Here is a 14,677-nt window from a genome sequence, read left to right on the forward strand (position 1 = left end):
AGATAGGGGTTTTGCGAAATGAATCTTGACGATGACCTACTCTCACATGGGGAAGCCCCACACTACCATCGGCGATGCATCGTTTCACTGCTGAGTTCGGGATGGGATCAGGTGGTTCCAATGCTCTATGGTCGTCAAGAAATTCTGTTGCCAGAAGGTCCTGGTAGACACTCCAGCGAATCCGGATATGTGATGTTCGTGGTTCGTTGCGAACTTTCGGTTCGTATCATCTTCACCACCGCAATCTGCGTCGGCAAATTGCTTGGGTGTTATATGGTCAAGCCTCACGGGCAATTAGTATTGGTTAGCTCAACGCCTCACAGCGCTTACACACCCAACCTATCAACGTCGTAGTCTTCGACGGCCCTTCAGGGAACTCAAGGTTCCAGTGAGATCTCATCTTGAGGCAAGTTTCCCGCTTAGATGCTTTCAGCGGTTATCTCTTCCGAACATAGCTACCCGGCAATGCCACTGGCGTGACAACCGGAACACCAGAGGTTCGTCCACTCCGGTCCTCTCGTACTAGGAGCAGCCCCTCTCAAATCTCAAACGTCCACGGCAGATAGGGACCGAACTGTCTCACGACGTTCTAAACCCAGCTCGCGTACCACTTTAAATGGCGAACAGCCATACCCTTGGGACCGGCTTCAGCCCCAGGATGTGATGAGCCGACATCGAGGTGCCAAACACCGCCGTCGATATGAACTCTTGGGCGGTATCAGCCTGTTATCCCCGGAGTACCTTTTATCCGTTGAGCGATGGCCCTTCCATACAGAACCACCGGATCACTAAGACCTACTTTCGTACCTGCTCGACGTGTTTGTCTCGCAGTCAAGCGCGCTTTTGCCTTTATACTCTACGACCGATTTCCGACCGGTCTGAGCGCACCTTCGTACTCCTCCGTTACTCTTTGGGAGGAGACCGCCCCAGTCAAACTACCCACCATACACTGTCCTCGATCCGGATAACGGACCTGAGTTAGAACCTCAAAGTTGCCAGGGTGGTATTTCAAGGATGGCTCCATGAGAACTGGCGTCCCCACTTCAAAGCCTCCCACCTATCCTACACAAGCAAATTCAAAGTCCAGTGCAAAGCTATAGTAAAGGTTCACGGGGTCTTTCCGTCTAGCCGCGGATACACTGCATCTTCACAGCGATTTCAATTTCACTGAGTCTCGGGTGGAGACAGCGCCGCCATCGTTACGCCATTCGTGCAGGTCGGAACTTACCCGACAAGGAATTTCGCTACCTTAGGACCGTTATAGTTACGGCCGCCGTTTACCGGGGCTTCGATCAAGAGCTTCGCTTGCGCTAACCCCATCAATTAACCTTCCGGCACCGGGCAGGCGTCACACCCTATACGTCCACTTTCGTGTTTGCAGAGTGCTGTGTTTTTAATAAACAGTCGCAGCGGCCTGGTATCTTCGACCGGCATGGGCTTACGGAGCAAGTCCTTCACCCTCGCCGGCGCACCTTCTCCCGAAGTTACGGTGCCATTTTGCCTAGTTCCTTCACCCGAGTTCTCTCAAGCGCCTTGGTATTCTCTACCTAACCACCTGTGTCGGTTTGGGGTACGGTTCCCAGTTATCTGAAGCTTAGGAGCTTTTCTTGGAAGCATGGTATCAACCACTTCGTCGCCTGAAGGCAACTCGTCATCAGCTCTCGGCCTTGAAATCCCGGATTTGCCTAAGATTCCAGCCTACCACCTTAAACCTGGACAACCAACGCCAGGCTGGCCTAACCTTCTCCGTCCCTCCATCGCAATAACTGGAAGTACAGGAATATTAACCTGTTTTCCATCGACTACGCTTTTCAGCCTCGCCTTAGGGACCGACTAACCCTGCGTCGATTAACGTTGCGCAGGAAACCTTGGTCTTTCGGCGTGCGAGTTTTTCACTCGCATTGTCGTTACTCATGTCAGCATTCGCACTTCTGATACCTCCAGCAAGCTTCTCAACTCACCTTCACAGGCTTACAGAACGCTCCTCTACCGCGTCATCAAAGATGACACCCGTAGCTTCGGTGCATGGTTTGAGCCCCGTTACATCTTCCGCGCAGGCCGACTCGACTAGTGAGCTATTACGCTTTCTTTAAAGGGTGGCTGCTTCTAAGCCAACCTCCTAGCTGTCTAAGCCTTCCCACATCGTTTCCCACTTAACCATGACTTTGGGACCTTAGCTGACGGTCTGGGTTGTTTCCCTTTTCACGACGGACGTTAGCACCCGCCGTGTGTCTCCCATGCTCGGCACTTCCAGGTATTCGGAGTTTGCATCGGTTTGGTAAGTCGGGATGACCCCCTAGCCGAAACAGTGCTCTACCCCCTGGAGTGATACATGAGGCGCTACCTAAATAGCTTTCGAGGAGAACCAGCTATCTCCGAGCTTGATTAGCCTTTCACTCCGATCCACAGGTCATCCGCTAACTTTTCAACGGTAGTCGGTTCGGTCCTCCAGTCAGTGTTACCTAACCTTCAACCTGCCCATGGATAGATCGCCCGGTTTCGGGTCTATACCCAGCGACTAAACGCCCTATTAAGACTCGCTTTCGCTACGCCTCCCCTATTCGGTTAAGCTCGCCACTGAATATAAGTCGCTGACCCATTATACAAAAGGTACGCAGTCACCTAACAAAGTAGGCTCCCACTGCTTGTACGCATACGGTTTCAGGTTCTATTTCACTCCCCTCTCCGGGGTTCTTTTCGCCTTTCCCTCACGGTACTGGTTCACTATCGGTCAGTCAGTAGTATTTAGCCTTGGAGGATGGTCCCCCCATGTTCAGACAAAGTTTCTCGTGCTCCGTCCTACTCGATTTCATTGACAAGAGATTTTCGTGTACGGGGCTATCACCCACTATGGCCGCACTTTCCAGAGCGTTCCACTAATCTCAAACCAACTTAAGGGCTGGTCCCCGTTCGCTCGCCACTACTAAGGGAATCTCGGTTGATTTCTTTTCCTCAGGGTACTTAGATGTTTCAGTTCCCCTGGTTCGCCTCTTGCACCTATGTATTCAGTACAAGATACTCAGCTTGTGCTGAGTGGGTTCCCCCATTCAGAGATCTCTGGATCACAGTCTGTTTGCCGACTCCCCAAAGCTTATCGCAGGCTACCACGTCTTTCATCGCCTCTGACTGCCAAGGCATCCACCGTATGCGCTTCTTCACTTGACCATATAACCCCAAGCAATCTGGTTATACTGTGAAGACGACATTCGCCGAAAATTCGCATGTTGCTCTTTCGAGCAGAACTCACAAATTTTACCTTAGCCTGATAACCAGCAGTGAAACTGGCCATCAGTCTATATCTATCACATATCCGAATTTTTAAAGAACGATCTGACAAAAGCCAGAAATCAACATTCGATGCGAATGTTCATTTCTGAGTTTGATCAGGTACAACGCGCCCCAGGCAGGGCGTTGGTCGCCTTCAACCATGAATCAAGCAATTCGTGTGGGAGCTCATCAGCAGGCTGATGTCGTCGATTAAGGAGGTGATCCAGCCGCAGGTTCCCCTACGGCTACCTTGTTACGACTTCACCCCAGTCATGAATCACACCGTGGTAACCGTCCCCCCGAAGGTTAGACTAGCTACTTCTGGTGCAACCCACTCCCATGGTGTGACGGGCGGTGTGTACAAGGCCCGGGAACGTATTCACCGCGACATTCTGATTCGCGATTACTAGCGATTCCGACTTCACGCAGTCGAGTTGCAGACTGCGATCCGGACTACGATCGGTTTTGTGAGATTAGCTCCACCTCGCGGCTTGGCAACCCTCTGTACCGACCATTGTAGCACGTGTGTAGCCCAGGCCGTAAGGGCCATGATGACTTGACGTCATCCCCACCTTCCTCCGGTTTGTCACCGGCAGTCTCCTTAGAGTGCCCACCATGACGTGCTGGTAACTAAGGACAAGGGTTGCGCTCGTTACGGGACTTAACCCAACATCTCACGACACGAGCTGACGACAGCCATGCAGCACCTGTGTCAGAGTTCCCGAAGGCACCAATCCATCTCTGGAAAGTTCTCTGCATGTCAAGGCCTGGTAAGGTTCTTCGCGTTGCTTCGAATTAAACCACATGCTCCACCGCTTGTGCGGGCCCCCGTCAATTCATTTGAGTTTTAACCTTGCGGCCGTACTCCCCAGGCGGTCAACTTAATGCGTTAGCTGCGCCACTAAAATCTCAAGGATTCCAACGGCTAGTTGACATCGTTTACGGCGTGGACTACCAGGGTATCTAATCCTGTTTGCTCCCCACGCTTTCGCACCTCAGTGTCAGTATCAGTCCAGGTGGTCGCCTTCGCCACTGGTGTTCCTTCCTATATCTACGCATTTCACCGCTACACAGGAAATTCCACCACCCTCTACCGTACTCTAGCTCGCCAGTTTTGGATGCAGTTCCCAGGTTGAGCCCGGGGCTTTCACATCCAACTTAACGAACCACCTACGCGCGCTTTACGCCCAGTAATTCCGATTAACGCTTGCACCCTCTGTATTACCGCGGCTGCTGGCACAGAGTTAGCCGGTGCTTATTCTGTCGGTAACGTCAAAACAGCAAGGTATTAACTTACTGCCCTTCCTCCCAACTTAAAGTGCTTTACAATCCGAAGACCTTCTTCACACACGCGGCATGGCTGGATCAGGCTTTCGCCCATTGTCCAATATTCCCCACTGCTGCCTCCCGTAGGAGTCTGGACCGTGTCTCAGTTCCAGTGTGACTGATCATCCTCTCAGACCAGTTACGGATCGTCGCCTTGGTGAGCCATTACCTCACCAACTAGCTAATCCGACCTAGGCTCATCTGATAGCGCAAGGCCCGAAGGTCCCCTGCTTTCTCCCGTAGGACGTATGCGGTATTAGCGTTCCTTTCGAAACGTTGTCCCCCACTACCAGGCAGATTCCTAGGCATTACTCACCCGTCCGCCGCTGAATCAAGGAGCAAGCTCCCGTCATCCGCTCGACTTGCATGTGTTAGGCCTGCCGCCAGCGTTCAATCTGAGCCATGATCAAACTCTTCAGTTCAATACTGCTTGGGTTTTTAAGAAACCCTAAACTTGGCTCAGCAATCTCAAATGACTATGTGATTTCTCGCATGGCCACTTGTGATGCTGATAATCTTTGTGACTATCAGTCCATACTCACAAGCACCCACACGAATTGCTTGATTCGATTTGTTAAAGAGCGTTTGGCCAAGAGCGTTTCGTCTCAACCGAGGCGCGCATTCTACGCTTTCCTCATTGCCTGTCAAGCGTTTATTTTGAAGTTTTTCGCGAGAAACTCGTTTAGCTTCAAACACTTGACCCAACGTGATGGCTTGCTTCGCTTCGCTGCCGCGTTGGAGTGGGGCGCATTATAGGGCGATATCCGAAGCGGTCAACCTTTAATTTCAAAGACCTGGAGTGTTTCTGAAAATCGACCGCGACAGGGCTAGCCGCTGTCCGCCCCTCCCACCCTGTGCGGCCCCTGCTGTCTGTTCCCTTCCAGATCAATTGCGCACTATAGTGCTCACTTCAACCTGCCAAGGATCGCCGCACGGAAATGAACACCCAACCTCGCAGCCTGGCCGCTACTCTCTTCCCGATCGGCCTGCTGCTCATCGCCATGGCCTCGATACAGTCCGGTGCCTCCCTGGCCAAAAGCATGTTTCCCATCGTCGGCGCGCAAGGCACGACCACCCTGCGCCTGATCTTCGCCAGCATCATCATGCTGCTGATACTGCGCCCGTGGCGCGTCCGCATGACAGGCAACACCCTGCGCAACGTGATTATCTATGGCATGGCGCTGGGTGGCATGAACTTTCTCTTCTATATGGCCCTGCGCACGGTACCGATCGGCATCGCCGTGGCACTGGAATTCACCGGGCCGCTGGCGGTAGCGATCTTCTCCTCGCGTCGGCCAGTCGATTTCCTGTGGATCGCCCTGGCCATCGTCGGCCTGCTGCTTTTGCTGCCGGCCGGCGATGGCGGGCAGGCCCTCGACCCGATCGGCGCAGCCTATGCCCTGGGCGCCGGCGCGTGCTGGGCCCTGTACATCCTGTTCGGGCAACGGGCCGGCGCCGAGCACGGTATCCAGAGCGCGGCACTCGGGGTGGTGGTGGCTGCCCTGTTCGTCGCCCCCATCGGTATCGCCCACGCTGGCAGCACCTTGCTCACGCCCGCGGTGATCCCCATGGCCCTGGGCGTTGCGGTGCTGTCCACTGCCCTGCCCTACAGCCTGGAGATGGTCGCGCTCACGCGCATCCCGGCGCGCACCTTCGGCACTCTCATGAGCGTCGAACCGGCGTTCGGCGCGTTGTCCGGCCTGCTGTTTCTTGGCGAGGTGCTGACACTCACCCAATGGCTGGCAATTCTGGCGATCATCACGGCGTCGGTCGGCACCACATTGTCCATGCGCAAGGAGCCGAGCCCGGCGGTCGCCGCAGACTGACATGAGAAATAGTTTCATTTGAGGCTGGAATAGTGATTGTGGCAACCGGCCTCGCTGATTAAGCTGTCACCAAATCATCATCTTTACGCTATCTACTGGACCGAACACGGACGCTGGGGAGTTTTCAGGAAGAACCAAAGCGATAACGACGGGGCCAGACAGCTGATCCGCTCCGCATTTAAGGACAGGAATGAAACGTATTTTTCTCATCCTGGCCATCTTGGCCATTGCTGGATGTGCTGCCACGGCCAAGACCGAGGTCAAAAGAGGCAAGAAGGGCCTGCATATCAGTTGCTCCGGTCTTTCTTCCTCATGGGACAATTGCTACAGCAAGGCTGCAAGTTCCTGCAGCACGCGTGGCTACCGCGTCATTGCCCGTTCTGGCGATAGCGACGAAGAAGCCGGTGACTATCTGTTCGGTATCAACCCGGCGGGTTACACCAGCCGCAGCATGATCGTCATCTGCAAATAACAGAAGGGCAGCTTGCAAGCTGCCCTTTTCGTTTGTGCTGCCTTACATGGGCGCAGTACGCGCCTCCAGCCAGGCCAGCGCTTCGCCCTTGAGCAACGGTGCCAGTCGCTCACGCACCTGGGCGTGGTAATCGTTCAACCAGCTCAATTCCTCTCTGGTCAGCAGCTCTGGCAACAGGCAACGGGTGTCGATCGGGCACAGCGTCAGGGTTTCGAAGTTGAGGAACTCGCCAAACGCGCTCTTGCCGGCCTCGCGCGTGACTACCAGGTTCTCGATGCGTACGCCCCACTGCCCCGGCCGGTAAGTACCTGGCTCGATCGAGCTGATCATGCCCGGCTGCATCGCGGTCTGCGGTGCGGGCACCGCCTGATAGGCAATCACCTGCGGCCCTTCGTGCACGTTCATGAAGTAACCCACCCCATGCCCGGTGCCGTGGCCGTAATCCACCTGATCCGCCCAGATCGGTGCCCGCGCAATGGCGTCAAGCAAAGGCGACAGCACGCCACGCGGGAAGCTGGCACGCGAAAGGGCAATCATGCCCTTGAGCACGCGCGTGCAGTCCTGCTTCTGCTGCAGGCTGGGGCTGCCTACTGGCACCATGCGGGTGATGTCAGTGGTACCGCCCAGGTATTGCCCACCCGAATCGATCAGCAGCAGGCCATCGCCCTCGATGACCGCGTGCGACTGTTCGGTGGCGCGGTAATGCGGCATGGCGCCGTTGCCATTGAAGGCGGCAATGGTCGCGAAACTCAACGAAACAAAGCCTGGACGACGGGCGCGCGCGGCCCGCAACTGTTCATCGACGGTGAGTTCGGTAACGACTTCCTGACCGAGGCGAGCCTCGAACCAGGCGAAGAATTCGCACAAGGCTGCGCCGTCCTGCTCCATCGCCTGACGGATGTGCACCAGGTCGTCATCGCCTTTGCACGCTTTGCTCAGGGTGGTGGGGTTGACCCCCTCGATCAATTCAACCCCGGCGGCCAGGTTGTCCAACAGGCCGCAAGTGACCCGGGCGGGGTCGACCAGCAAGCGGCTGCCGGCCTGCAGGGCACCAAGGGCCGTGCCTGCTTCGGCGTAGTCGCGCACCTCGATGCCATCGGCGGCCAGCACCTGGCGCAGATGGCCATCGAGTTTGTCCAGGCCAACGAACAGGACGGCTTGCTGCTGGCTGATCAGGGCAAAGGCCAGGAACACCGGGTTGTAGGACACATCACTGCCGCGCAGGTTGAACAGCCAGGCGATGTCGTCCAGGGTGGCGATGAAGTGCCAGTCGGCACCCTTGGCCTGCAGGCTCTGGCGCAACTGCTTGAGTTTTTCTGCCCGGTTCACCGTGGCGTGCGGCGGCAGGTGCTGGTAAACCGGGTTGCCCGGCAACGCCGGGCGCCCGTCCCAGACCTGTTCGAGCAGGTCCTTGCCCGTCAACAGCTGTGCCCCGCGCAGCTTCAACCGGTCGCCTAGCTGGCGTGCAGAAGCCACAGCCATGACCGCACCATCCACCGCCACGCTGCCGTTGCGTTCGACGTGCTCGCCCAGCCATTCCAGCGCGCCAGGCTTGCCTGGCAGCAGCTTCATCAACTCGATGCCAGTGCCTGACAGCTCACGCTCCGCCTGTTCCCAATAACGGCTATCGACCCATAATCCGGCAAACCCAGCCGTGACCACCAGCGTGCCCACCGAACCATGGAAGCCAGACAGCCATCGCCGCCCCTGCCAGTAGGCCGGCAGGTATTCGGAAAGATGGGGGTCGGCCGAGGGTATCAGCAAGGCATCGATGCCCTCTGCGGCCATGACCTGGCGAATCTGCGCCAAGCGCTGCGGCACGCCCTGCTCAAGGGTGGTCTGAACGTTCATGCGCTCTCCTGCGGCTACATCACGGTTGATCCAGTGTGCCGATAATGGAACAGCCATCGAAGCCCTGCAATCACGGCGACCGACACACGGCATGCATTGCCCACCACGCCCTGCGCGAGCCGGACATTTCCTACAGCACGGCCAGGACCACCGATCAATTCCCGCTGAACTTCGCCAAATCAGCGGCTTCACACAGATACATTCATTACATAAGGCAAATGACCATGCCCAATGCCTGCGCCCCTAAAAGCGGCGTGGTGCTGCTCGACACCCGGGTGCGCACCCCTGACCACGAGCATGCCGTGCATCTCAAGCTTGCCGAAGGCCTGGCCCGCCTGCTGGGTTGCCCGCATGTGCAGCCCAGCCAGCCGCCGACCGCCGCCGATGGCTACTATTACCTGCCCACCGAAACCTTGGTCGACCCCAGGCGCCAGTCCGATCTGGGTATCCGCAGCGAACACGACCTGTTTGGCGGCCTGGTCGCCTACCCCTACATGGCGACCAAGGCAATCTCGCACCCATTGCCGGCCGGCGCCAGTTTCCCTCCGGGCTGGACCGATGCCTTCGCCCAGCACGCCAGCGATGCCCTGTTGCGCGGCTATACAGTGTTCAGCAAAGCCGACGCTCGCAACGCCGCACGCCTGCTGCTGCTGGACGGCCCATTGCGGATCAAGCCGGTGCTGGCTTGTGCAGGGCGCGGGCAGCAGGTCATTGCTACGCTGGATGCGCTGGAGCCACTGCTGGCCGGTATGGATGACCAGGAGCTGGCGCTGTGGGGGCTGGTGCTCGAAGAAGACCTGAGCGAGGTGCAGACCTTCAGCGTCGGTCAAGTCCGCGTCGCCGGGCAGACCTGCAGTTACCACGGCATCCAGCACCTTACCCGCGATCACCAGGGCGTCGAAGTCTATGGCGGCTCCGACCTCGTGGTAGTGCGTGGCGGCTACGACGCGCTGCTGCAACTACCACTCGAAGATCACCTGCGCCTGGCCATCAACCAGGCCATGGTCTACGAGCAGGCGGCCGAGCGGCACCTGCCGGGCTTTATCGCCTCACGCCGCAACTACGACATCGCCCGCGGCGTCACCGCCCAGGGCCACTTGCGCAGCGGCGTACTCGAGCAATCCTGGCGACTGGGCGGCGCCAGCAGCGCCGAACTGCTGGCCTTGCAAGCCTTTGCCAACGACCCGGCATTGCAACAGGTACGAGCTTCCACCCATGAAGTATTCGGTGCCCCCGAATTGCCCACTGACGCCACCCTCTTCTACCAAGGAAACGACAGTGAACTCGGACAACTCAGCAAATTTGCGCGGATTCGCGAATATGACCATTCAGAGTGAAACCGTTGAACTGCAGGTCGAAGGTGACAGCATCGTCGGCACCCTGGTCAGCCCTGGCAGCAAGATGCCGGGCATTCTCTTCGTGCATGGTTGGGGCGGCAGCCAGCAACGCGACCTGGCACGTGCCCGGCACATCACCGGGCTGGGCTGCGTGTGCATGACCTTCGACCTGCGCGGCCACGAGAAGACCGAAAGCCAACGGTTGACCGTCACCCGCGAACAGAACCTCATGGACCTGATAGTGGCCTACGACCGCCTGGTCAGCCACCCTGCTGTCGACAGCGGCGCCATCGCCATCATCGGCAGCAGCTATGGCGGCTACCTGGCTACCCTGCTGACCCGCGAGCGGCCAGTGAAATGGCTGGCCCTGCGCGTACCGGCCATGTATTGGGACGAAGAATGGGAGATTCCCAAGCAGACCCTCGACCGGCAGCGCCTGAACGCTTACCGCCAGCGCCCGCTCGGCCCGGCGGACAACCGTGCACTGGCGGCCTGCGCCGAGTTCGCTGGCGACGTGCTGCTGGTGGAGTCCGAGCAGGATGACTACGTGCCGCACAGCACGCTGATGAGCTATCGCTCGGCATTCGTCAGCGCCCATTCGCTCACCCACCGCATCGTCGACGGTGCCGACCATGCGTTGTCCAGCGAAGCGAGCCAGAAAGCCTACAGCTCGATTCTGGCGTCCTGGATCAGCGAAATGGTCATCGGCGCCCGGTTGGACCGCTATCCACACTATGCACCCTGGTATGCCTGAGCATCACTCAGTTGGCAATGCAGACCGCCATCGGAACCACGCACCAGGCTGCGCAGGGCCTGGTAGGCGGCAAACCTGACGCCACGCGCCTGATGCCGGGCAAGCAGTTCGAGAAACGGCTCCTCGACGAAATGCACGGCTGCTGCTGCCCACGCCTGGCGGGACTGCCATTGCAGGTACTGCAACACCCGGCTGCCATCGTCACTGGCCTGGATGCTGACCCCCTGTAGCCCTTCACAGCGGGTGGCCAGCTCTTCGCTGCGCAGCACCAGCGCCTGGGCCAATGCCTGCTGGCAGACGCCGGGCACCTCATATTCGATCAACTGGCTAAACCACAGGGCATGGGGTGTTGCGATCATGAGCAGTCTCCTTGCTACGGACGCATGCTGCGCGATGCCGGGCAGGGTAAAACCTCAAGTTAGGTCAAGGTCAAGCGTTTTTCCGCCGCGGATGCGCCGCACTCGCCCAGACCGGATACCGCAAAGCGGCGGCGATAATCACTCGGTGTCATGCCGGTGATGCGCTGAAACACCTTGCGAAACGCGCCCGGGTCCTGATAACCGACACCCCAGGCGATCTGATCGACGCTGCGCCGGGTGAATTCCAGCAAGCGGCACGCCCGCCCAACCCGCACATGCTGGCAGTACTCGGTCGGCCGTAGCCCGGTTGCAGCACGAAAACGGCGCAGGAAGGTGCGGGCCTCCAGCCCCGCGCATGCCGCCATGCCGGGCAGGTCGGCATCCTGCCCGCCATTGCCTTGCAGCCAGTGCTGGACTTTCAGTACCGCCTCGTCGCCATGATCCAGGCGCGGACGGAACACGGCCCCCGGCAGCGGCGCCGCCACCGGTTCCACTGCCAGGTAACGGGCGGTTTCCCTTGCCAAGGTCGCCCCCATGAAGCGCTCCAGCAACCGCAGACCCAGGTCGGTCCAGGCCATCAAACCGGCCGAGGTGATCAGGTCGCCATCATCGAGCAGCGGCTGCTGGGCCTCGACCCGAATCTCGGGAAAGCGCTGGGCCAACGTCTGCACGTAGTTCCAGTGGGTACAAGCCGGGCGCCCGTCGAGCACGCCGCTGGCCGCGATGAAGAATACGCCGATGCACACCGACGCCAGCACCGTGCCACGCCCGTGCAGTTCGCGTAACGGCACGCGGTGGCGCTCCAGCAGCTCGGCTTGCGGCGCCGACTCCAGGCTCGGCGGTATGATCAGCACACGCAGCCCGGACAAAGCGACGCCCGGGGTCTCGGGGGCAGGCTGCAATTGCCCCGTCTCGTCAACCTCCCAGAAGCTGACACGTAGCCGCGGCAAGTCGACGCCGCCCAATTCAGCAGCTACCCGGTTGGCCACCAGAAACAGGTCGGCCAGGCCGTGCACGGCAGCACGCTGCGCGCCCTGGTACAGCAGCAGGCCGATATCCAGGCTGGTGGCGTTGTCAGTTTTTGCCCGCATAGTGTCGTTTGCGCCAATCCTCAGGTCAGTCGCCACAGCCTATAACTAACGTCATCCCACGACTACTGCCACAGGAGGCAGCATGAGCAAGCAGGCGCTGATCATCATCGACATCCAGAACGACTACTTCCCCGGCGGCAAATGGCCCCTCGATGGCGCTGAGCAGGCGGCCGACAATGCCGCACGCCTGTTGGCGGCGGCGCGCAAACGGGGCGACCTGGTGGTGCACGTGCGGCATGAATTCGAGAGTGCCGATGCACCGTTCTTCGCACCGCGCTCGCAGGGGGCTGCCATCCACGCCAAGGTCCGGCCCGAAGCGGGTGAACCAGTGGTGCTCAAGCACAAGGTCAATGCCTTCCTCGGGACCGACCTCCAACATAGGCTGGACCAGCATGGTGTCGACGCCCTGACCATCGTCGGCAGCATGAGCCACATGTGCATCGACGCCGCTACCCGTGCCGCAGCGGATCTGGGCTACCACGTAACTGTGGCGCACGATGCCTGTGCAACCTTGCCCCTGGAGTTCGATGGCAAGCAAGTGCCGGCGGCGGACGTGCATGGGGCGGCAATGGCGGCATTGGCCTTTGCCTATGCCAAGGTGGTGAAGACCGATGAGCTGCTCAAGAGCTGACCGGCTCGGGATTCGCTGGGGGCTGCTGCGCGGCTCCCACGCCTGCAAACTCAAATGACAACATTACGCACAAAGCGCACCGCCAAGGCCCCGTCGTTGCGATAGGCATACCGGCAATTGCTGGGAAACACATGAAACTGGCCTTGCCGCAGACAGTGCTCGGCCCCTTCGATGATCAGTGTCAGTTGCCCTTCGGCCACATAGATCTGCTCGCTCCAGCCCTCGGCATCGGCCTCGCTGCAGTAGCACTCCCCGGGTGCCAGGGTCCACTCCCAAAGCTCCACCTCGCGCCTCGCCGGGCTGCTGCCCAGCAGCACTGCCCTGCTCTGCGGATGCTCACCCGCCCAGGCCAGCTCTTCAATGCGGCCCGGGTCACGCTGGTCCGGTGCCTGGATCAGGGTGCTGAAGGCCACACCAAGGGCTTCGGCAATCAGGTCGAGAGTCGTCAGGCTGACATTTTTCTCGCCCGCCTCGATCGCCACCAGCATGCGCCGGCTGACCCCGGAACGCTCGGCAAGCGCGGCCTGGCTTGTCCCTGCGGCGTTGCGCAGCCTGCGTACATTGAGACTGACATGTTGCAGCACCGAAGCCCGGTGCGAAGATTCTTTGTGCACTATAGTGCTCACTGGTCGGGATTGCGCAGTATACTGCCCACTTTGCGGCGATTGTGCGCCGCCCTTTCCGAGTGCGCAAGACCATGAACCAGCCCAGCAGCAAGCCGACCCCCGCCCTAACCTTTCGCCTGAGCAAGGCCGAGCTGGTGCTGGTGTTCATCACCATGCTGTGGGGTGGCACCTTCCTGCTGGTGCATAACGTGATGTCCGTCAGCGGGCCGATGTTCTTCGTCGGCCTGCGCTTCGCAGCCGCTGCGCTGTTCGTGGGCGTGGTCTCGGCACGGGCACTGTCTGGGCTGACGTTCACCGAACTCAAGGCCGGCATGTTGATCGGCGTGTCGATCATGCTCGGCTACGGCTTGCAGACCATGGGCCTGCAGACCATCAGCAGCAGCCAGTCGGCATTCATCACCGCGCTGTACGTGCCGTTCGTGCCGCTACTGCAATGGCTGGTGCTGGGCCGGCGTCCAGGCCTGATGCCGAGCATCGGTATCGGCCTGGCGTTCACCGGCCTGATGCTGTTGGCCGGGCCGGAAGGTGGCAGCCTGCACTTCAGCGAGGGCGAGCTGGTGACCCTGGTCAGTGCAGTGGCCATCGCCGGCGAAATCATCCTGATCAGCCGCTATGCCGGCCAGGTCGACGTGCGCCGGGTCACGGTAGTGCAGCTGACGACCGCCTCGCTGCTGGCATTCCTGATGATCGTGCCGACCCAGGAGCACATCCCCGATTTTTCCTGGCTGCTATTGGCCAGCGCGGTGGGCCTGGGTGCGATGAGCGCAGTGATCCAGGTGGCGATGAACTGGGCACAGAAATCGGTATCACCCACCCGCGCCACGCTGATCTATGCTGGCGAACCTGTGTGGGCCGGGATCGTCGGGCGTATTGCCGGGGAACGCTTGCCGGGCGTGGCGCTGCTCGGCGGCCTGCTGATCGTGATCGCGGTTGTGGTCAGCGAACTCAGGGTACGCCGCACCGGCGAAAACGAGACAGCGCTGGCAGCGCAGAGTGAACGCTGACGGCATGCCCGTCTCTAAACCACCGGCTATGCTTTGTAAGAAAGTGTTATAAAAAACCAGCACTTCACAGCTTGTTTGTAGGATTCTGCGACACCTTGTGTGTTGGTGATCAAACCTCTGGCACGTATGATTC

At 59.2% G+C, this 14,677-nt stretch carries 10 protein-coding genes and 3 rRNA genes; 6 read left to right on the plus strand and 7 right to left on the minus strand.

Annotated elements, in window-relative coordinates:
* Positions 1 to 23: 23 nt before the first annotated feature.
* From rrf to ACVWZT_RS00015, 3 genes are all read right to left on the minus strand, one after another.
* Positions 24 to 139, minus strand: a 5S ribosomal RNA gene (gene rrf, locus ACVWZT_RS00005).
* 134 nt (positions 140 to 273) lie between these two features.
* Positions 274 to 3,165: ribosomal RNA gene (locus ACVWZT_RS00010) — 23S ribosomal RNA — on the minus strand.
* Positions 3,166 to 3,478: 313 nt separating this feature from the next.
* Positions 3,479 to 5,015: ribosomal RNA gene (locus ACVWZT_RS00015) — 16S ribosomal RNA — on the minus strand.
* The 16S, 23S and 5S rRNA genes sit together here, the layout of an rRNA operon.
* Positions 5,016 to 5,531: 516 nt before the next feature.
* Between ACVWZT_RS00015 and rhtA the strand changes: the two genes are divergently transcribed.
* Positions 5,532 to 6,419: a threonine/homoserine exporter RhtA gene (gene rhtA / locus ACVWZT_RS00020; RefSeq protein ID WP_296231645.1), complete on the plus strand. Its 888-nt coding sequence runs from the start codon at positions 5,532 to 5,534 to the stop codon at positions 6,417 to 6,419.
* Between the two features lie 190 nt (positions 6,420 to 6,609).
* Positions 6,610 to 6,891: a hypothetical protein gene (locus ACVWZT_RS00025; protein ID WP_296231646.1), complete on the plus strand. Its 282-nt coding sequence runs from the start codon at positions 6,610 to 6,612 to the stop codon at positions 6,889 to 6,891.
* Between the two features lie 42 nt (positions 6,892 to 6,933).
* Here ACVWZT_RS00025 and ACVWZT_RS00030 read toward each other — a convergent pair whose 3' ends face one another.
* Positions 6,934 to 8,742 (minus strand): aminopeptidase P family protein, encoded by a 1,809-nt coding sequence (locus tag ACVWZT_RS00030; RefSeq protein WP_457467542.1) that lies wholly within the window; start codon positions 8,740 to 8,742, stop codon positions 6,934 to 6,936.
* A 218-nt stretch (positions 8,743 to 8,960) separates the two neighbouring features.
* On the opposite strand from ACVWZT_RS00030, the gene ACVWZT_RS00035 reads away from it, so the two are divergent.
* Together ACVWZT_RS00035 and ACVWZT_RS00040 are read left to right on the plus strand one after the other, a co-directional pair.
* Positions 8,961 to 10,079: a DUF3182 family protein gene (locus ACVWZT_RS00035; protein ID WP_457467544.1), complete on the plus strand. Its 1,119-nt coding sequence runs from the start codon at positions 8,961 to 8,963 to the stop codon at positions 10,077 to 10,079.
* A complete protein-coding gene (locus ACVWZT_RS00040) occupies positions 10,063 to 10,833 on the plus strand; it encodes an alpha/beta hydrolase family protein (RefSeq protein WP_296231649.1) in 771 nt (256 codons plus the stop codon). Before ACVWZT_RS00035 ends, ACVWZT_RS00040 begins: the two co-directional genes overlap by 17 nt.
* Here ACVWZT_RS00040 and ACVWZT_RS00045 read toward each other — a convergent pair.
* On the minus strand, positions 10,812 to 11,192 hold the full coding sequence (locus ACVWZT_RS00045) for an antibiotic biosynthesis monooxygenase (RefSeq protein WP_457467547.1): 381 nt from the start codon (positions 11,190 to 11,192) through the stop codon (positions 10,812 to 10,814). The genes ACVWZT_RS00040 and ACVWZT_RS00045 overlap by 22 nt on opposite strands.
* A gap of 59 nt (positions 11,193 to 11,251) precedes the next feature.
* Positions 11,252 to 12,283, minus strand: a complete 1,032-nt coding sequence (locus tag ACVWZT_RS00050; RefSeq protein ID WP_296231651.1) for a GlxA family transcriptional regulator — start codon at positions 12,281 to 12,283, stop codon at positions 11,252 to 11,254.
* A gap of 82 nt (positions 12,284 to 12,365) precedes the next feature.
* On the opposite strand from ACVWZT_RS00050, the gene ACVWZT_RS00055 reads away from it, so the two are divergent.
* Complete coding sequence (locus ACVWZT_RS00055) at positions 12,366 to 12,914, plus strand: cysteine hydrolase family protein (RefSeq protein WP_457467549.1); 549 nt, start codon at positions 12,366 to 12,368, stop codon at positions 12,912 to 12,914.
* Between the two features lie 50 nt (positions 12,915 to 12,964).
* Here ACVWZT_RS00055 and ACVWZT_RS00060 read toward each other — a convergent pair whose 3' ends face one another.
* Positions 12,965 to 13,528, minus strand: a complete 564-nt coding sequence (locus ACVWZT_RS00060; RefSeq protein WP_457467551.1) for a helix-turn-helix domain-containing protein — start codon at positions 13,526 to 13,528, stop codon at positions 12,965 to 12,967.
* 83 nt (positions 13,529 to 13,611) lie between these two features.
* Between ACVWZT_RS00060 and ACVWZT_RS00065 the strand changes: the two genes are divergently transcribed.
* A complete protein-coding gene (locus tag ACVWZT_RS00065; protein WP_457467553.1) occupies positions 13,612 to 14,544 on the plus strand; it encodes a DMT family transporter in 933 nt (310 codons plus the stop codon).
* Positions 14,545 to 14,677 lie beyond the last annotated feature (133 nt).

It is taken from the genome of Pseudomonas sp. TE21394 (assembly GCF_054057835.1).

Bases quoted from the DNA above. Each gene is read 5' to 3' on its own strand.
- rhtA (WP_296231645.1), top strand. From the start codon at position 5,532: ATGAACACCCAACCTCGCAGCCTGGCCGCTACTCTCTTCCCGATCGGC.
- ACVWZT_RS00025 (WP_296231646.1), top strand. From the start codon at position 6,610: ATGAAACGTATTTTTCTCATCCTGGCCATCTTGGCCATTGCTGGATGT.
- ACVWZT_RS00030 (WP_457467542.1), bottom strand. From the start codon at position 8,742: ATGAACGTTCAGACCACCCTTGAGCAGGGCGTGCCGCAGCGCTTGGCG.
- ACVWZT_RS00035 (WP_457467544.1), top strand. From the start codon at position 8,961: ATGACCATGCCCAATGCCTGCGCCCCTAAAAGCGGCGTGGTGCTGCTC.
- ACVWZT_RS00040 (WP_296231649.1), top strand. From the start codon at position 10,063: ATGACCATTCAGAGTGAAACCGTTGAACTGCAGGTCGAAGGTGACAGC.
- ACVWZT_RS00045 (WP_457467547.1), bottom strand. From the start codon at position 11,192: ATGATCGCAACACCCCATGCCCTGTGGTTTAGCCAGTTGATCGAATAT.
- ACVWZT_RS00050 (WP_296231651.1), bottom strand. From the start codon at position 12,283: ATGCGGGCAAAAACTGACAACGCCACCAGCCTGGATATCGGCCTGCTG.
- ACVWZT_RS00055 (WP_457467549.1), top strand. From the start codon at position 12,366: ATGAGCAAGCAGGCGCTGATCATCATCGACATCCAGAACGACTACTTC.
- ACVWZT_RS00065 (WP_457467553.1), top strand. From the start codon at position 13,612: ATGAACCAGCCCAGCAGCAAGCCGACCCCCGCCCTAACCTTTCGCCTG.